The sequence below is a fragment of the Streptomyces sp. NPDC001858 genome, from assembly GCF_053594615.1.
Window position 1 is genome coordinate 21,872 of record NZ_JBSFEV010000028.1, and the last position, 16,973, is coordinate 38,844.

A 16,973-nucleotide genomic window follows, 5' to 3' on the forward strand; every position below is an offset into this window, starting at 1 on the left:
CACCTGGCACCGCACGGCTTCCCGACCCGTGCCCGTCATGCGCAGGAAAGAAAAGGCAGGTATCGGCCCGATGAGGCTTCCCGTTCTCAGCGAAGACGAAATGGACGCGCGGCAGCAGGAGTTGGCCGCCCGGATCGCCGGCCGCCGTGGCGCGGTGCGCGGTCCCTTCCGGGTCTGGCTGCACAGCCCCCAGATGTGCGAACGGGCCGAGTCGCTCGGCGCGTTCGCCCGTTTCGACTGCAGTCTCCCGAAGCATCTGCGCGAGCTGACCCTGCTGATGGCCGCCCGCAACTGGGACGCGCAGTACTCCTGGAACGCACATGTGCACCAGGCCATCGAGGCCGGCATCCCCGAGGCCGCGGTGCAGGCCATCGCCGAGCGGCGCGAGGCGGTCTTCGACGACGAGGCGGACCAGGCCTTCTACCGGTTCTGCCGGGAGATCCTCGACGAGCACTTCGTCACCGACGAGACCTTCGCCGCGGCCCACGCGCACTTCGGCTCCAGGGGACTGGTGGACGCCGTCGGCGCGCTCGGCAACTTCACCATGCTCGGCATGTGCCTGAACACCTTCCAGGTGGACCTCCAGGCCGACAAGGAGCCCCCCTTCCCCGACATCCGCGGCTACGGACGTCTCGCCCCCGACGGCGACCGGACATGACGGCCGTGCTGCGGGTCCGGGGCGTCACCAAGAGCTTCGGCGGGGCGGCCGCGCTGAAAGGCGTCGACATCGACCTGTATCCCGGTGAGATCCACGCCCTGATGGGTATGAACGGGGCCGGCAAGTCGACCCTCGTGCAGGTGCTGTCCGGCGTCCACCGGGCCGACGGCGGCACGATCGAGGTCGACGGGCAGGAGCAGCACGCGCTCAGCGTGCGCCGGGCGCGCCGCCTCGGCATCGCGTCCGTGCCGCAGCGCCGTGAGCTGGCCATGGGCCTCAGCGTGGCCGAGAACGTCCTGCTCGGCGATCTGCCCACGCGGGCTCGCGCCGTGCGCTGGAAGGCCGTGCGGGAGGAGGCCCGGCGGGCCCTCGCCGCCCTCGGCATCGTCATCGACGTGGAGCGCACCGCCGGTTCGCTCACCGTCGCCGAGCAGACCATGGTCGAGGTGGCCCGCGAGGTCCGCCGGGGCGGCCGGATCCTGATCCTGGACGAGCCGACCGCGTGCCTGAGCGCCAAGGACGCCGACCGGATCCGGGCCCTGGTGCGCACCCTGCGCGACGAGGGCGTCGCCGTCGTCTACATCTCGCACTACATCGACGAGGTGATGGCCGTCGCCGACCGGCTCACCGTGCTGCGGGACGGGGCCGTGGTGACGAGCGCGCCCGCCGCCGAGCTGGACCACGCGGGACTGGTGCGCGCCATGGTCGGCCGGGACGTCGTCTCCACCCGGCCCGAGCGTCCCGGGCCGAAGCCGGAAGTCGGCCTCTCCGTCAGGGGGTTGAGCGACGGCCGGGCGGTCCGCGACTTCACCGTGGAGGTGCGCAGGGGCGAGATCGTCGCCGTCCTCGGACCTGCCGGGGACGCCCAGTCGCGGCTGTTCGACCTGCTGTCCGGGCGGCGCCGGCCGGACCGCGGCGACCTGCACGTCGACGGCCGCTCCGTGCCGTTCGGCAAGGTCGCGGCCTCGCTCGGCAGCGGTCTGCGCTGCGTCACCGGCGACCGGCGCGCCCTGGGCCTGGTCCCGGGCCTGTCCCTGGACGAGAACCTGATGCTCGCCGACGACCGGCTCGCCCGCCGTCGGCTGCACCGCCGGGGCGAACTCGCCCGCCGCGCGGCCCCCTCCCGGCTCCGCTACGGGGTCAGGGCGCTGGCCGGGAACCCGCCGGTGAGCGTGCTGTCGGGCGGCAACCAGCAGAAGGTGCTGCTCGGCAAGTGGCTGGAGACCTCGCCCGCCGCCTGCTTCCTGGAGGACCCCACCAACGGCGTGGACATCGCGGCCATGTCCGACATCCACGCCCTCGTCGACGACCTCGCCTCCCGGGGCGTGGCCGTCCTGCTGGCCTCCTCCTCCGCCGAGGAGGTCATGCGGCTCGCCGACCGGGTCCTCGTCGTGAGCGCCGGCCGCACGGTCGCCGAGCACGACATCACCGCCATCACCCGCGACGAGCTCGTCGCCACGGCCCTCGGAGGACAACCGCAGTGAGCGTCAAGACACTTCGCCGTGCGCCCGGCGCCTCCGAACGGACCGAGACCCCCGACTCCCGTTTCTCCGTGGGCAGGTTGCGCGATCTGCCGCACGCCGGTCTGATCGCCGTACTCGTCCTCGTCGTGGTGTTCACCGCCGTGCAGAGCGAGACGTTCGCCACCGACCGCAACATCGTCAACATCCTCAGCCAGGTCAGCGTCAACGCCGTACTCGCCGCGGGACTCACGCTGTTGATGACCGCGGGCGGCATGGACTTCTCCATGGGCAGCAACGTCGCCGTCACGGCCGCCGTCTCGGCGAAACTCCTCGCCGACGGCCAGCCCACCGGGTACGCCGTCGTCGTCGCGCTGCTGCTCGGCACCGCCATCGGACTCGTCAACGGGCTGGTGGTCACGTTCACCAGCGTCGCGCCGTTCGTCGTGACGCTCGCCTCGGCCACCCTGCTCGACGGGGTCGCGCTCCTCGTCCACGACGGCAACACCGTCTCCATCGGCACCCGGATGTCCGCGCTCGGCAACGACAAGGTGCTCGGCGTGCCCTATCTGCTCGTCGTCGCCGTGCTGGTGCTGGTCGTGACGGCGCTGGTCATGCGGTTCACGGTGTTCGGCCGGGACGCCTTCGCGATCGGCGGCAACGAGCATGTGGCCCGCCTCAGCGGCATCGACGTCACCGCCCGCAAGCTCACCCTGTACGGCCTCACCGGCACCCTCTCCGGGCTGGCCGGGCTGATGCTGCTGTCCCGGCTCGGCTCCTCCAGCCCCGGCGGGACGGCGGGGCTCTCGCTCCAGCTGGCGGTGGTCGCGGCGGTCGTCATCGGCGGCACCTCGCTGGCCGGCGGTCACGGCACGGTCATCGGCACCGCCCTCGGCCTGGTGCTGCTCGGCGTGGTGGCCAACGCCCTGAACCTTCTGGACTTCTCCAGCAACTACCAGCCGGTCTCGGTCGGCGCCGTGCTGCTCGTCGCGGCCGTCGCCAACGAGATGCACAAGGCCCGCTCGGGCTCCGCCCGCCACTGACCTTCTGTCTGTTCATGCTTCGCCCTGAAAGGCGGTTCACCATGAGACTCTCCGCCCGTTCGCGCCACGCGCTGTTCGCCACCGTCGCCGGCTCCACGCTGGTGCTCAGCGGTTGCGGCGACGGTGAGGCCGGCAGCTCCGACAGCGTCTCCCTCGGCTTCGTCAACGGCGGCGACACGCACTTCCACAGCTGTCTGCTGAAGGCCGTCGAGGGCCAGGCGAAGACGGAGGGCGCCAAGGTCTACACGGCCAACTCCCACCAGAACGCCGGAACCGAGCTGTCCAACATCGAGGACATGATCTCGCGCGATGTGAGCGCGCTGATCGTGCAGACGGTCAACGTGGACGCGCTCAAGGGCGACATCGCCAAGGCGAAGGCCTCGGGCATCCCGATCTATCTGACCTCGGTGTCCACCGGCGAGGTGAACGACATCCTCGGCGCGGCCGTCGTCGACCTGGAGCAGGTCGGCAGTCTCGACGCCGGCTGGATCGCGAAGGACGCCGGCACGAAGGAGGTGCGGGTCGGCATCGTCGCCGGGGCCCCCGGCGCGGCCTCGGACCTGCTGGTCGGCGGCTTCGAGGCCGGCCTGCCGGCCACCGCGAAGGTCGTCGCCAACCAGCCCGGCATGTTCAATCCGGCGAAGGCCCAGGACGTCGCGGAGAACATGATCCAGGCCAATCCGGACCTCGACTACGCCTTCGTCGCGAACGAGGAGATGGCGTTCGCCGTCCGCAAGGCGTTCGACGCGGCCGGCGCCACGGACGTCAAGATCGTCACGGTGAACGGCACCGAGGACGGCCTGGCCGCCGTCAAGAGCGGGGACTTCTCGGCGACCGTCGCGAATTCGGCGAAGACGATCGGGGAGACGGCGGTGAAGAACGCGGTGGGTCTGCTGCACGAACAGAAGGTTGACAAAATTGCCGACATTCCACTTCTGTTGGTGACCGAGGACAACCTGAGCGAGGCCCCCCAGTACTGCCCGAAGTGAGAAGAAGGATCCATGGACCGCTTGCTGCTGATGCACAGCTTCGTCACCGTCGCCCAGGCCGGAAGCTTCAACGGAGCCGCGAAGAAACTGGGCTCCTCCGGATCGCTGGTGTCACGGCATGTGGCCGAGCTGGAACGGCAGGTCGGGGTACGCCTGGTCAACCGCACCGCCCGCTCGGTCAGCCTCACCGAGCCGGGCGTGAGGTACGCGGAGTTCGCCGCCCGCATCCTCGACGAGATCGAGGCCCAGGACGCGGCGCTCGCCGACTCGCACGACCGGGCCGAGGGCGCCCTCAGCATCATCTGCCCGAAATGGATAGGCAGCCTGGATCTCGGTGACGCGATCGCCGCCTTTTCCGCGGCCCATCCGAAAATCCAGGTCCGTTTCGAACTCGGCGGAATGTCCGACCGTACCTACGATTTCCTGGACAGCGGATTCGACGTCGCTTTCCACACCCGGGACCTGAGGGACTCCAGCGTCCGGCTCAAGAAGATCTCCTCGCTGCCCTTCGTGCTCTGCGCGTCGGAGGCGTACATCGAACGGCACGGCGCCCTCGCCCACCCCAACGACATCGCCGGCCACGACTGCCTGGTCCACGTCAACGACCCGGTGTGGCGCATCGGCCACGGACATGCGAGCACCCTGCACAAGATCCGCAACATCGCCTTCTCGTCCAACTCGTACATCGCCCTGCAGAAGGCGGCCGTGCACGGCCGGGGCATCGCGTTGCTCCCGCAGCGTCCGGCCTACGACGATCTGCTCTCCGGCGCCCTCCAGGTGCTGCTGCCCGGCCTTACCGTGCCCGACCGCCCGCTGTACGCGATCTACGGTCCCGGTCAGGACACCCCGCGCAAGGTCAGCGTGTTCCTCGACTTTCTCGCCGAGTGGTTCTCGCAGAATCCGATGCCGGCGATCCGGCCCTAGGGCGCCCTTACCGCAGGAAACGAGGAGTCCATGGGAATCCAGAGAATCGAATCGGTCACCTACGGCCTCGCGGAGAGCAGCGAGGAAAGCAGCGACGCCCTCGACGCATGCGTCCGCTTCTTCGACGACTTCGGACTGTTCCTCGTGGAGCGGACCGACGACCACGCCGTGTTCGAGACGCTCACCGGCCAGACCCTCTGCCTCGACGCCCGGCCGGGCCCGCCGCTGCCGCCCCCGGTGGAGCCCGGGCCCACCCTGCGCGAGGTCGTGTGGGGCGTCGACACCCGGGAGGAGCTGGCGCGGCTGGCGGCCGCCGCGGGCAAGGACCGCGAGATCCGCGAGAGCGCCGACGGCGTCCACCACACCGTGGACGAGACCGGCTTCGGCGTCGGCCTCACCCTGGCCCGCCCCAAGCCGGCGCCCGTCACCCCGCGAGCCGCCAACGCGCTCGGCGCCGTGAACCGCTGGAACACCGCCCTGGAGCCGATCGAGCGGGTCCGTCCGCTGCGGATGTGCCATGTGGCCCTCAACATCCCCAAGCCCGGCAAGGACGACGCCGTCGCCTTCTACACCGAACGGCTCGGCTTCCGGCCCACCGACGTCGTCGAGCCCATGGGCGTCTTCATGCAGGCCCCCGGCGACGACGACCAGCACACGATGCTGCTGTGCCACCGCCCCGACCGGGCCGGCGTCAACCACATCGCCTACGAGGTCCCCGGCTTCGACGACGTCGTCGAGGGCGGCAACCACATGATCGAGCGCGGCTGGCGGGAGGCCCGCAGGCTCGGCCGCCACACCGTCGGCTCCAACGTCTTCCGCTTCCTGCACGCCCCCTGCGGCGGTCGCGTCGAGTACGCCGCCGACATGGACCGGGTCGACGACAGCTACGAGACGCGCGTCCACGAGACCACCCCGCCCCACCACATCTGGGCCCTGCGCACCAACCGCGACCAGGAAGACTCCGCCCGGTCCTGACCCTGAGAGGGCATCCACCCATGACCACCGACCACGGCTATCCCGCCGTCCGCATGTACATAGCGGGCGAGTGGCGCCAGGGCGGCTCCGGCGCCACCGCCCCGATCGTGAACCCGGCCACCGAGAAGGCGATCGGAGCAGTGCCCCTCGCCACCGCCGCCGACCTCGACCGCGCACTCGCCGCCGCCGAAGAGGGCTTCCGCAACTGGCGCGCGACGCCCGTCGCGCGGCGCACCGCGATCCTGCACACCGCCGCCGACCTGATCGCCGAGCGCGCCGTCGAGCTCGGCCGCATCAGCACCCTGGAGCAGGGCAAGCCCCTCGCGGAGTCGACCGGCGAGGCCCGCCGCACCGCCGAGACCCTGCGCTGGCACGCCGACGACGCCCGCCGCGCGTACGGCCGCATCATCCCGTCCGAACCCGGCACCGTGCTGACGGTACGACGCGAGCCCATCGGACCCGTCGCCGCCTTCGTCCCGTGGAACTTCCCCGTCGGCGGCCCGAACCGGAAGATCTCCTCCGCGCTGTCCGCGGGCTGCTCCCTGGTGATCAAGGCGTCGGAGGAGACTCCCGCCACGGCCATGGAACTGGTGCGCTGCTACGCCGACGCGGGTCTGCCCGCCGGTGTCCTCAACCTCGTCTTCGGCGAGCCCGCGGAGGTCTCCGCCCACCTCATCGCCTCGCCGGTCACCCGGCTGGTCGCCTTCACCGGCTCGGTCCCCGTCGGCAAGCTGCTGGCCGCCGAGGCCGGCAAGGTCATGAAGCCCGCCCTGATGGAGCTGGGCGGCCACGCCCCGGTGATCGTGTGCGCCGACGCCGACCCCGTGCAGGCCGCCCGCAAGGCCGCGCAGGCCAAGTTCGCCAACGCCGGCCAGGTGTGCACCTCGCCCAGCCGCTTCCTGGTCCACGACAGCCTCGTCGAGGAGTTCACCGCCGAGTTCGTCAAGGCCGCCGAGGAGATCGCGGTCGGCGACGGGCTGACGGAGGGCACGAGGATGGGCCCGCTCGCCAACGAGCGCCGGCTGGTGGCTGTCGAACGCCTCACCGCCGACGCCGTGGCCCGTGGCGCCGAGGTGCGCACCGGCGGCGAACGGCTCGACCGCGCCGGGTACTTCTTCGCCCCGACCGTCCTGACCGACGTCCCCGCGGACGCGGAGCTGCTGCACGAGGAGCCGTTCGGACCCCTCGCGCCGATCCTGCCCTTCACCGACCTCGACGACGCGCTCGCCACCGCGAACGCGCTGCCGTACGGCCTCGCCGCGTACGGCTTCACCCGGTCCGCCGCCACCGCCGAACGGCTCTCCGCCGCCCTGGAGGCGGGGATCCTGTCGCTCAACCACTGCGGCGGCTCGGTCCACGAGGCCCCCTCGGGCGGGGTGAAGGACAGCGGCTACGGCCGCGAGGGCGGCCCCGAGGCGCTGGACGCCTACCTGGTCACCAAGCGCGTCTCCCACCTGCTGGCGCCATGAGGTACACGCGCGTCTCGGTCGACGGCCGGGCGGTGTGGGGCCGGGTGGGGGAGGAGGACGTCGAGCTGCTGTCCGGCTCCCCGATCGAGGGCGAGCCGACCGTCACCGGTCGGGTGCCGCGGGCAACGGCCCGTTGGCTGCCGCCCGTCGTGCCGCCCGTGTTCTACGCCGTCGGCTTCAACTACCCCCGGCACATCGCGCACGCGGGAGCCGCGACCCCCGAGCGGCCCGAGGTCGGCTACCGCGCCAACAACGCGCTCACCGGCCACGGTTCGCCCATCGTCAGGCCGGCCGAGGTCGAGGGCCGGTTCGAGGCCGAGCCCGAACTCGTCGCCGTCATCGGCCGGACCATCCGGCACGCCACCCCCGAGGAGGCGCGCGGGTCCGTCTTCGGCTGGACCATCGGCAACGACGTCAGCGCCCGCACCTGGCAGCACCAGGACCGCACGTTCTGGCGCAGCAAGAACAGCGACACCTTCAAACCGATGGGCCCCTGGATCGACACGGACGTCGACGCCATGGCCCAGACGACCACGCTGCGCGTCAACGGCGAGATCCGGGCCGAGTTCCCGACCGGCGACATGGTCTTCGACCCCTTCGACCACATCGTCGAGATCACCCGGCACATCACCCTGCACCCCGGCGACGTGCTGTGGATGGGCGCCGAGTCCACCTGCCAGATCGAGCCGGGAGACACCGTGGAGGTCGAGATCAGCGGCATCGGTGCGCTGTCCAACCCCGTACGACTCGAAGGGAATCGAGCATGAGCAAGGAACCCCGCTACATCCACCACGTCAACTTCCCCACCACCGACCCCGACCGGACCGCCGAGTGGTACACGAAGGTCTTCGGGATGAAGCGCATCCAGCCCAAGTCCAACACCAAGGTGGTGCTGATGACCCGGGGCAACTTCGACCTGCACTTCACCCCGGTCGAGGAGATGGAGCGCATGGCGCCCTACCACTTCGCCGTAGAGGTCGACGACTGGGACGACTTTCTGGAGCACCTGGGGGAGTTGGGCATCCGGCACACCCGGCCGATCCAACGCCCCGAGAACCAGTCGAAGTTCTGCTACATCCACGACCCCGACCACACCATGATCGAACTGGTCCACCACGCCAAGCGTCCCAACTGACCGCGCCTGCAAGAGAGTTCACCACGATGCCTATCGCCGACTCCGACGGCACCTCCATCTACTACGAGCGCCACGGCAGCGGCCCGCCGATCCTGTTCGTGCACGGCAGCGGCGGCCACCACGCCGCCTGGTGGCAGCAGGTAGCCGCACTGCGGGACGAGTTCACGATCGTCACCGTCGACCTGCGCGGCTTCGGCAAGTCCGACTCCTCGATGCCCGAGTTCGACGGCCAGGACTTCCCCGGCGACGTCGTCGCCGTCCTCGACCAGGAGGACCTGACCGACGCCATGCTGGTCGGCCAGTCCATCGGCTCCGTCGCCGCCCTGCGCGCCGCACTGCTGCGCCCCGAGCGGGTCTCCTCCGTCGCCCTCGGCCACTCCCTGGGCGGCATCAGCCACCCGGAGCTCACGGAGCTGGCCGCCGCCGACCGCGCCGAGGCCGTCAAACTGCCCGTCATCGACCGGCTGCTCACCAAGCCGTTCCAGCAGGAGCGCGCCGACCTCACCTTCCTGTTCCAGCAGCTGGGCACCTTCAACGTCGCCAAGATGCAGGATCTGCGCAACCTCGACACCAACGGCCCGTCCCTGGAGGAGATCCAGGCCTCGGGCGTCAAGGTCGCCTTCCTCGCCGGCGAGAAGGACGCGGTGCTCAGCGTCAAGACCGTCACCCGCGCCCATGAACTGCTCCCCGGCTCGCACCTGGAGATCGTCCCGGGCGCGCCGCACTCCATGTACTGGGAGACGCCCGACGCCTACAACGCGGCCGTCGCCCGCCTGCGCCGCACCCTCACCGCACCGAAGGAAGCAGCATGAGCAGCCTGACCCTGGCCGCCGCCGAGGAGATCATCGAGGCCGCCCACCGGCGCGCCCAGGCGATCGGCAAGGCGGTGAGCGTCGCCGTCGTGGACGCCGGCGGCTTCCCCATCGCCATCCGCCGCCCGGACGGAGCCCGCCCCCTCACCCCGGACATCGCCCGGGCCAAGGCGTACACCGCGGCCGTGATGCAGCGACCCGGCAAGATGCTGAAGAAATGGCAGGAGAGCCAGCCCGTCTTCTTCGCCCAGCTCTCCCAACTGCCCGGCGCCGCCGTGCCGATCATGGCGACCGAGGGCAGCATGACCATCAAGAAGGACGGCGAGATCATCGGCGGCCTCGGCATCGCGGGCGGCACCGCGGACGAGGACCAGCGCATCGCCGACGAGGTCCTCGAATCCCTCGGCTACGAGCTGGAGTTCGCCGCCTGGGGCGTCGCCGGCGGACCGGCCGGTCCCGGAAAGGACGCCTGAGCCATGGCGGACACCTTCAACTACCGCATCGACCACCACGGCAGCCTGGTCCGCCCGACCGGCCTCGCCGCGATCGGCGCACAGCAGGCGGTCGAGGACGCGGTGGCCTTCCAGCGCAAGCTGCGCTCCACGGTCGTCACCGACGGAGACTTCCCCCGGGAGGACTTCCGCAGCGCGATTCTTGACGGTGTGTCAGGAATGCGCCGCACGGACGAGACCGGCCCCGACGGCCTGGTCCGGTGGGTCGCCGAGGCCCTGCCGAAGGCCGACGGCCCGCTGGTCGCCGAGTGGGCCGAACGGCTCGCCGAGCTGACGGCGATCGCGCCCAAGGTGTCGCTGCCGTCCCCGGCGTACCTCGCCGCCACGACGTACCGGCCCGGCCTCGGCCCGTCCTGCGCCCGGGAACTGGGCGAGGCGCTGGCCGAGATCGTCCGGGCGGAGATCGCGCTGCTGGTGTCGAAGGGCGTACGGCTGATCCAGCTCAACAACCCGCTCCTGCTGGGCCAGTTGAGCACCGATCCGGCCGACCCGGGCGTGCTCTCCTTCGAGGACGCCCTGGCCGTCGAGGCGCTCGCGGTACGGCTCGACGAACGCCCCGAGGGCGTCCGGATCGGAGTCTGCCCCGGCTGGGCGGCCCCCGTCGAGGTGGACCGGGCGGCGGCCGAGCGGCTCTACGCCGAGATCCCGGCGGACCGCTGGATCCTGCCGCTCCTGTACGCCGACGAGGCCGAACTCGACCTGCTCAGAGCACTGCCGGAGGACCGGGACGCCTGCCTGGGCGTGGTCGACGCGACGGTGGCCGCACTGGAGGACCTTGACACGGTCCTGGCCCGCATCGACGCGGCAGGCGAACTCAAGGACTTGGAGGACGCGGCCCTGTCCCCGTCGAGGGGCTTCGCCGACACGGCAAGCAGCCCTTTGCTGACCACCGAGCAGCAGCGCAAGAAGCTGGTCCTGGTGGAGACACTCGCCCGGTACGTATGGGGCAACGAGTTCTGAAACACCCCCAGGGGCGCGGGGCTGTATCCGATATGCGGCTCCGCCGCGTGTGCGCGACAAGCCACAGATCACCCGCGCCCCGACACGAAACACAAGCCACGCAGACGCTAAAGCACCTCGCCAAACGTCACAGAGCGCTCCGTGAGCAAGGGCCATACCGTCCCCACGACCAGCTCCCGAAAGTGGCCGGAGGCCTTGTGCGCCTCGAACCCGGCCTGATCGGCATACTGCTCGTACAACACGAAACTGCCGGGCTCGCCCGCCTCGGCGTGCACCTCGTACGCGAGGTTCGCGGGCTCGGCCCGGGTCTGCTCGCGCACCTTCAGCAGCGCGGCGCGCACGATCGCCTCGTCGGCGGGGTCGCAGTGGTAGCGGGCGATGACGGCGTAGGACATCGGTCTTCTCCTCATGGTTCGTCGGGCCCGCCGATTCCAGCATGAATGCCCAGACGGGCGGCTCGCACGGAGCGCAACCAATGTCTGCCGTCCCGGAGCTGGTCCCATCGCTACCAGTGAGGTGTCGTGAACGGCATGCTTACTGTGGAAATCCTCTCCGGCGGGGAGTGGGTGACGACCGGCGAGTGGATCGACGTCCACGACCCGGCCGACGTCCGCGCCCCCTTCGCCCGTGTCCCCGCCCTCGCCGCCAAGGACGTGACCCGGGCCTTCGACCACGCGGAGCGCGGGTTCGCCCTCTGGAAGCGCACCAGCCCCTTCGAGCGGGCGCGGGTCTTCAGCGACGCGGCCCGGCTGATCCGCGAGCGGGTCGAGGAGATCGCCGCCGACGTGACGGCGGAGAACGGCAAGACCCGCGCGGAGGCGACCGGCGAGACCCTCAAGGCCGCCGACTTCCTGGAGTACTACGCCGGTCTCGCCCGCCAGGGCTACGGCACCCTCCTGCACGACGTACGGCCGAACCACCGCACCCACACCCAGCGTGAGCCGATCGGCGTGATCCTGGTGATCAGCCCGTGGAACGACCCGCTGATCACCCCGGCCCGCAAGCTGGCCCCGCTGCTCGCGGCCGGCAACGCGGCCGTCTTCAAGCCGGCCACCGAGACCCCGCTGTCGGGCCTGCACTTCGCGAGAGCCCTGCACGACGCCGGGCTGCCCGCGGGCGTGCTGAACGTCGTGACCGGCCGGACCGCCGAGATCGAGGACGCGCTGCTCGACGACGCGCGGATCGTCGGCATCACCTTCACCGGCTCCAACGCCGTCGGTAACCGTATTCGACGGCGTCTCCTCGACCGCAACGTCCGCTTCCAGGGCGAACTCGGCGGCAAGAACGCCTCCGTGGTCCTCCGGGACGCCGATCTGCCGGCCGCCGCCAGGGCCGTCGTGGCGGCCTCCTTCGGTCAGGCGGGCCAGCGCTGCACCGCCACCAGCCGGGTCGTCGTCGAGCGGCCGGTGTACGAGGAGTTCACCCGGCTGCTGGTCGCCGAGGTGGAGGCCCTCAGGGTCGGTCCGGGGAGCGACCCGGCGACCACGCTGTGCCCGCTGTCGAGCCCCCGGCAGCGCGACAGCGTCCTCGCCGATCTGGCCGGGGCCGTGGAGGCGGGCGCGACCGTCCTCACCGGCGGCGGGGCCGACACCGAGGGCGAACGGGCGCACGGCTGCTATGTGCGGCCCACCGTGCTCGGCGAGGTCACGCCGGAGATGGCGATCTGGCGCGAGGAGGTCTTCGGGCCGGTGCTCGCGGTGCGGGCGGTAACCGGTTTCGACGCGGCCGTCGCCGCCGTCAACGACTCCGACTTCGGCCTTGCCGCCGCCGTCTTCACCCGCGATCTGGCGTACGCGCACCGTTTCGCCGACGAGGTCGAGTGCGGCCAGGTCGCCGTCAACACCACGACCACCGGCTGGGACGTCCACCTGCCGTTCGGCGGGTTTCACGACTCCGGCACGGCCTACAAGGAACAGGGCGAGGAAGTCCTGCGTTTCTCCACGCGCGTCAAGACCGTCGCCGTCCACTTCGGCGGCTGACGGTCGCAAGCAGCGAGAGAGAGGAACTGTCGATGGCTGACGAGACGATCGGCATCGTCGGGGCCGGCATCGTGGGGCTGGCCACCGCCCGCGAGATCGCCCTGAGCCGGCCCGGCGCCCGGGTCGTGGTCTTCGAGAAGGAGCAGGAGGTCGCGCTCCACCAGACCGGCCACAACTCGGGCGTCGTCCACGCCGGCATCTACTACACGCCCGGCAGTCTCAAGGCCGACCTGACCGTGCGGGGCGTGTCGCTGCTGCGCGAGTACTGCCAGGACCGCGGGCTGCCCTACCGCGAGCTAGGCAAACTCGTCGTGGCCGTCCGCGAGGACGAGCTGGGCCGGATGAACGACCTCTACGACCGCGCCCGCAACAACCATGTGCCCGAGCTGCGCAGGATCTCCCGCGAGGAGATCCGGGAGATCGAGCCGCACGCCGGCGGTGTCGCCGCCCTGCACTCCCCGCGCACCGCGATCACCGACTACCCGGCCGTCGCCCGCGCGTTCGCCGCGGACGTCGTCGACTCCGGCGGGAAGATGAGGCTCGGCTTCCCGGTCACGGGCGTCACCGAGGTGCGCGGCGGCATCGAGGTGGCCTCCGGGCCGGAACGCGTGCGCGTGGACCGGCTGGTCCTCTGCGCGGGCCTGCACTCCGATGCCGTGGCCCGGCTCGCGCAGGACCGGCCGGAACCGCGGATCGTCCCGTTCCGGGGCGAGTACATGCTGCTCAGACGGGAGAAGACGGAGCTGGTGCGCGGGCTGATCTACCCGGTGCCCGATCCGCGCTACCCGTTCCTCGGCGTCCACTTCACACCGCGCGTCGACGGCTCCGTGGAGGTCGGCCCCAACGCCGTCCTGGCCCTCGCCAGAGAGGGCTACACCCGCACCCGGGTCTCCCCGAGGGACCTGCTCGGCCTGGCCGCCTACCCGGGCGCCTGGAAGATGGCGGCCCGGCACTGGCGCACGGGCCTGCGGGAGTACCGCGGGTCGTTCTCGGCGGCGGCCTTCATGAAGGACGCCGCGCTGTACGTCCCCGGCGTCGGCGTCCAGGACGTCGTACGCGGCGGAGCGGGCGTGCGCGCCCAGGCCCTGGACCGGGACGGCACCCTCCTGGACGACTTCCGCATCCATCGGGTGGGCCGGGTCACCGCCGTGCGCAACGCGCCCTCGCCGGCCGCCACGGCCTCCATGGCGATCGCCGAGCACATCGCCGCCGCGGTTTTCGCAACCGGTTCCACAACATGACGCCCGCGGGCCGGGAAATGCGCTGCGAACAGGGCGGATTCACGCAACAACAGCTTGCGCTCCCAGGGGCTCCGCAAGGCCTTTCCGCCCGCCTAGCGTTCCCTGCGCAACGCCCCACCACCTGCCTCACCGAGAGAAGGAAGTACGGGACATGTTCGTCGTCGACACGCAGATCCACATCTGGCTGGAAGAGACCCCGGACCGCCCCTGGGTCCCGGGAGCCCGGGAGCGGATCCGCCTCAACGGCCACCGCGAGGACCCCTTCTCCTACGAAGAGGCCCTGGAGCTGATGGACGAGGCCGGCGTGAACCGCGCGCTGATCCTGCCGCCGTCCTGGGAGGGCGACCGCATCGACTACGCCCTCGAAGCGTGCGAGGCGCATCCGGACCGCTTCGGCATCATGGCCCGCATCCCGCAGAACAAGCCCGAAGAGGGCAAGGCGATGCTCGCCGACTTCGCGCAGAACCCGCACGTCAAGGGCACCCGCCTCACCTTCCACCGGCCGCAGGACCGCAACTGGATGATCGACGGCACCAACGACTGGTACTGGCCGGTGGCCGAGCAGCTCGGCATCCCGACCATGGTCCACGCCCCCATCTGGAAGCGGGAGCTGGGACAGATCGCCGAGAAGCACCCCGAGCTGAAGATCATCATCGATCACATGGGCATCATGGCCCGCTGCGTCGACGACTCGATCGGCTACTGGGTCTCGGAGACCGCCGACCTGGCCGCCCACCCGAACATCTACGTCAAGGTCTCGGCGCTGCCCGGCTACTCGACGCAGCCGTTCCCGAACAACAACATCCAGAAGTACGTGCGCGAGATGGTCGACCGGATGGGCCCGCAGCGCTGCTTCTACGGCACCGACATCACCCGCCTGCTGGGCCACGGCATCACCTACACCGACACCGTCGAGCAGTTCACCAAGCACTGGGACTTCACGCCCGAGGAGCTGGAGTGGATCATGGGCCGCGGTATCTCCGAGGTCCTGAACTGGCCGATCGAGGGCTGAGGACACACCAGAGATGACGGACAGCACCCACGCGCCCGGCCGTGACGGCGGTGATGCCTTCGTAGCCGCCTTCAACGCCGTCGGCGCCGACTACCTCTTCTGCTCGTCGGGGTCCGAGTGGGCCCCGGTGTGGGAGTCCCTGGCCCGGCGCCACCGCGACGGCGAGCCCGCGCCGCGCTACCTCGACCTCACCCACGAGACCGTCGCCGTCGGCATGGCCACCGGCTACGGCCTCGTCGAGCGCCGCCCGCAGGGCGTGCTGCTGCACGCGGCCCCCGGTCTGCTCCAGGGCTCCATGGCCGTCCACGGGGCACTGCTCGCGGGCGTCCCCATGGTGGTCTCCTCCTCGGAGTCGACCACCTACGGCGACGGCCCCGGACCGGACCCGGGCGGCCAGTGGTACCGCAACCTGTCCATCGTGGGCGGCCCGCACGGCGTCGCGGGTCCGTTCACCAAGTGGTCCAACGAGGCCGCGAGCGTGCACACCCTGCCGACCATGATCACGCGGGCGGCGGAGCTGGCCCGGCGGGCGCCCACGGGACCGGCATACCTCAACATCCCGCTGGAGATCCTCCTGGCGGACTGGGACGGCCGCGAGGCCGAACCCGTCGTGCCGCCGGGCTCCACCCACAGCTCGCCCGAGGAGGTCGACCCGGTCGCCCAGCTGATCCGGGAGGCGCGCAACCCGGTCGTCGTGACCGAGACGGCCGGCCGTGAGGCGGGCGGCTTCGAGGCCCTCGTCGCCTTCGCCGAGGCGTGGAGCCTTCCGGTCGTCGAGCCCGACTCGGCCGTGTGCGGCAACTTCCCGCGCACCCATCCGCTGCACGCCGGCAGCGACATCGGGCCATGGATGGACGAGGCCGACCTCATCCTCCTCGTCAACTGCCGTGCCCCCTTCTACCCGCCGTCGCGCCGCCCCTCCAAGGCGCGGATCGTGGTCATCGACGAGGTGCCGCAGCGCCCGCACATCGCCTACCAAGTCCTGTTCGCGGACCGCTACTTGGAGGGCAACGTCGCCAACACCCTGCGCCAGCTGACCAAACGGGCGAAGGATCTCGACGACGGCGCCGTGGCGGTCCGCCGTGCGGCGCAGGAGGAGCGGCGCACCGCCGAACAGGCCGCGATCGCCGCCGCCGAGGCCGAGGCCGCCGCCCAGGCGGAGGGCATCGACCCGGTCCTGGTCGCCGCGACCCTGCGCCGGCTGCTCGACGGACGGGACGGCATCGTCGTCGACGAGACCATCACCCACAGCCGGACCGTCAGACGGCATCTGCGGACCGACGCCCCTGACTCGTACTTCTATGTGCAGGGCGGCCTCGGCCAGGGCATCGCGGTCGCGCTCGGCGTCAAACTCGCCGCGCGGGACCGGCCGGTGGTGCTCACGATCGGCGACGGCGCGTTCGCGTACAACCCGGTCATCCCGTCGTACGACGCCAGCGCCTCCTATCAACTGCCGCTGCTGATCGTGGTGTTCAACAACCGCGTCTACAAGTCCATGAACCTCAACCACCGCAGGTTCTACCCCGAGGGCGCCGCCGCCGAGACGGGGGAGTGGCTCGGCACGGATCTGCACCGGCTGCCCCGACTCGCCTCGTTCGCCGAGGCGTTCGGGATGCACACGGAGACCGTCGACACGCCGGACTCGTTGGCGCCCGCGTTGGAGCGGGCGCTCAAGGCTGTCGCCGAGGGCACCACCGCCGTCGTCGATGTGCTCGTCGATCGCTGAGCGCTTTGCCGGACGTGTCGTCCACACACTGCGGGCCGTTCGTGGCTGGTCGCGCCCACGCGGCGGAGCCGCACATCG

General features: G+C 71.0%; 17 protein-coding genes. 16 read left to right on the forward strand and 1 reads right to left on the reverse strand.

The genetic code is table 11. The features are described 5' to 3' along the window. Positions 1-100 precede the first annotated feature (100 nt). The 12 genes from ACWCPF_RS31225 to ACWCPF_RS31280 are packed head-to-tail and all read left to right on the forward strand — an operon-like array spanning position 101 to position 10,937. Entirely contained in the window at positions 101-658 is a 558-nt protein-coding gene (locus ACWCPF_RS31225) for a carboxymuconolactone decarboxylase family protein (protein ID WP_451048522.1), read from the forward strand. Then, positions 655-2,142: a sugar ABC transporter ATP-binding protein gene (locus ACWCPF_RS31230; protein ID WP_451048449.1), complete on the forward strand. Its 1,488-nt coding sequence runs from the start codon at positions 655-657 to the stop codon at positions 2,140-2,142. Before ACWCPF_RS31225 ends, ACWCPF_RS31230 begins: the two co-directional genes overlap by 4 nt. After that, on the forward strand, positions 2,139-3,161 hold the full coding sequence (locus tag ACWCPF_RS31235) for an ABC transporter permease (RefSeq protein WP_451048450.1): 1,023 nt from the start codon (positions 2,139-2,141) through the stop codon (positions 3,159-3,161). Before ACWCPF_RS31230 ends, ACWCPF_RS31235 begins: the two co-directional genes overlap by 4 nt. 41 nt (positions 3,162-3,202) lie before the next feature. Further along, a complete protein-coding gene (locus ACWCPF_RS31240; protein ID WP_451048451.1) occupies positions 3,203-4,150 on the forward strand; it encodes a sugar ABC transporter substrate-binding protein in 948 nt (315 codons plus the stop codon). 12 nt (positions 4,151-4,162) lie between these two features. Continuing rightward, positions 4,163-5,074 (forward strand): LysR family transcriptional regulator, encoded by a 912-nt coding sequence (locus tag ACWCPF_RS31245; protein ID WP_451048452.1) that lies wholly within the window; start codon positions 4,163-4,165, stop codon positions 5,072-5,074. 30 nt (positions 5,075-5,104) lie between these two features. Continuing rightward, entirely contained in the window at positions 5,105-6,049 is a 945-nt protein-coding gene (locus tag ACWCPF_RS31250; RefSeq protein ID WP_451048453.1) for a VOC family protein, read from the forward strand. A gap of 20 nt (positions 6,050-6,069) precedes the next feature. Next, the gene (locus tag ACWCPF_RS31255) at positions 6,070-7,518 is read left to right on the forward strand and encodes an NAD-dependent succinate-semialdehyde dehydrogenase (RefSeq protein WP_451048454.1); all 1,449 of its coding nucleotides are present in this window, start codon (positions 6,070-6,072) and stop codon (positions 7,516-7,518) included. Beyond that, complete coding sequence (locus tag ACWCPF_RS31260; RefSeq protein ID WP_451048455.1) at positions 7,515-8,285, forward strand: fumarylacetoacetate hydrolase family protein; 771 nt, start codon at positions 7,515-7,517, stop codon at positions 8,283-8,285. Before ACWCPF_RS31255 ends, ACWCPF_RS31260 begins: the two co-directional genes overlap by 4 nt. After that, positions 8,282-8,653, forward strand: coding sequence for a VOC family protein (locus ACWCPF_RS31265; RefSeq protein ID WP_451048456.1), 372 nt, complete (start codon positions 8,282-8,284; stop codon positions 8,651-8,653). Before ACWCPF_RS31260 ends, ACWCPF_RS31265 begins: the two co-directional genes overlap by 4 nt. Positions 8,654-8,679: 26 nt before the next feature. Beyond that, complete coding sequence (locus ACWCPF_RS31270) at positions 8,680-9,465, forward strand: alpha/beta fold hydrolase (protein WP_451048457.1); 786 nt, start codon at positions 8,680-8,682, stop codon at positions 9,463-9,465. After that, positions 9,462-9,938 (forward strand): GlcG/HbpS family heme-binding protein, encoded by a 477-nt coding sequence (locus ACWCPF_RS31275; RefSeq protein ID WP_451048458.1) that lies wholly within the window; start codon positions 9,462-9,464, stop codon positions 9,936-9,938. The genes ACWCPF_RS31270 and ACWCPF_RS31275 overlap by 4 nt, the downstream gene beginning before the upstream one ends. A gap of 3 nt (positions 9,939-9,941) precedes the next feature. After that, the gene (locus ACWCPF_RS31280; RefSeq protein WP_451048459.1) at positions 9,942-10,937 is read left to right on the forward strand and encodes a methionine synthase II (cobalamin-independent)-like protein; all 996 of its coding nucleotides are present in this window, start codon (positions 9,942-9,944) and stop codon (positions 10,935-10,937) included. Between the two features lie 107 nt (positions 10,938-11,044). On the opposite strand, the gene ACWCPF_RS31285 is transcribed toward ACWCPF_RS31280, so the two are convergent. Further along, positions 11,045-11,332, reverse strand: coding sequence for a putative quinol monooxygenase (locus ACWCPF_RS31285; protein ID WP_451048460.1), 288 nt, complete (start codon positions 11,330-11,332; stop codon positions 11,045-11,047). Between the two features lie 135 nt (positions 11,333-11,467). On the opposite strand from ACWCPF_RS31285, the gene ACWCPF_RS31290 reads away from it, so the two are divergent. The 4 genes from ACWCPF_RS31290 to ACWCPF_RS31305 all read left to right on the forward strand — a co-directional run bounded on the left by ACWCPF_RS31290 (position 11,468) and on the right by ACWCPF_RS31305 (position 16,895). Beyond that, positions 11,468-12,916, forward strand: coding sequence for an aldehyde dehydrogenase family protein (locus ACWCPF_RS31290; RefSeq protein WP_451048461.1), 1,449 nt, complete (start codon positions 11,468-11,470; stop codon positions 12,914-12,916). 32 nt (positions 12,917-12,948) lie between these two features. Next, a complete protein-coding gene (lhgO, locus tag ACWCPF_RS31295; RefSeq protein ID WP_451048462.1) occupies positions 12,949-14,157 on the forward strand; it encodes an L-2-hydroxyglutarate oxidase in 1,209 nt (402 codons plus the stop codon). Positions 14,158-14,308: 151 nt separating this feature from the next. Next, on the forward strand, positions 14,309-15,169 hold the full coding sequence (locus tag ACWCPF_RS31300) for an amidohydrolase family protein (RefSeq protein ID WP_451048463.1): 861 nt from the start codon (positions 14,309-14,311) through the stop codon (positions 15,167-15,169). A gap of 13 nt (positions 15,170-15,182) precedes the next feature. Further along, entirely contained in the window at positions 15,183-16,895 is a 1,713-nt protein-coding gene (locus tag ACWCPF_RS31305; RefSeq protein ID WP_451048464.1) for a thiamine pyrophosphate-dependent enzyme, read from the forward strand. Positions 16,896-16,973: the final 78 nt, after the last annotated feature.

Bases quoted from the DNA above. Each gene is read 5' to 3' on its own strand.
- ACWCPF_RS31225 (WP_451048522.1), top strand. From the start codon at position 101: ATGGACGCGCGGCAGCAGGAGTTGGCCGCCCGGATCGCCGGCCGCCGT.
- ACWCPF_RS31230 (WP_451048449.1), top strand. From the start codon at position 655: ATGACGGCCGTGCTGCGGGTCCGGGGCGTCACCAAGAGCTTCGGCGGG.
- ACWCPF_RS31240 (WP_451048451.1), top strand. From the start codon at position 3,203: ATGAGACTCTCCGCCCGTTCGCGCCACGCGCTGTTCGCCACCGTCGCC.
- ACWCPF_RS31245 (WP_451048452.1), top strand. From the start codon at position 4,163: ATGGACCGCTTGCTGCTGATGCACAGCTTCGTCACCGTCGCCCAGGCC.
- ACWCPF_RS31250 (WP_451048453.1), top strand. From the start codon at position 5,105: ATGGGAATCCAGAGAATCGAATCGGTCACCTACGGCCTCGCGGAGAGC.
- ACWCPF_RS31255 (WP_451048454.1), top strand. From the start codon at position 6,070: ATGACCACCGACCACGGCTATCCCGCCGTCCGCATGTACATAGCGGGC.
- ACWCPF_RS31260 (WP_451048455.1), top strand. From the start codon at position 7,515: ATGAGGTACACGCGCGTCTCGGTCGACGGCCGGGCGGTGTGGGGCCGG.
- ACWCPF_RS31265 (WP_451048456.1), top strand. From the start codon at position 8,282: ATGAGCAAGGAACCCCGCTACATCCACCACGTCAACTTCCCCACCACC.
- ACWCPF_RS31270 (WP_451048457.1), top strand. From the start codon at position 8,680: ATGCCTATCGCCGACTCCGACGGCACCTCCATCTACTACGAGCGCCAC.
- ACWCPF_RS31275 (WP_451048458.1), top strand. From the start codon at position 9,462: ATGAGCAGCCTGACCCTGGCCGCCGCCGAGGAGATCATCGAGGCCGCC.
- ACWCPF_RS31280 (WP_451048459.1), top strand. From the start codon at position 9,942: ATGGCGGACACCTTCAACTACCGCATCGACCACCACGGCAGCCTGGTC.
- ACWCPF_RS31285 (WP_451048460.1), bottom strand. From the start codon at position 11,332: ATGTCCTACGCCGTCATCGCCCGCTACCACTGCGACCCCGCCGACGAG.
- ACWCPF_RS31290 (WP_451048461.1), top strand. From the start codon at position 11,468: ATGCTTACTGTGGAAATCCTCTCCGGCGGGGAGTGGGTGACGACCGGC.
- lhgO (WP_451048462.1), top strand. From the start codon at position 12,949: ATGGCTGACGAGACGATCGGCATCGTCGGGGCCGGCATCGTGGGGCTG.
- ACWCPF_RS31300 (WP_451048463.1), top strand. From the start codon at position 14,309: ATGTTCGTCGTCGACACGCAGATCCACATCTGGCTGGAAGAGACCCCG.
- ACWCPF_RS31305 (WP_451048464.1), top strand. From the start codon at position 15,183: ATGACGGACAGCACCCACGCGCCCGGCCGTGACGGCGGTGATGCCTTC.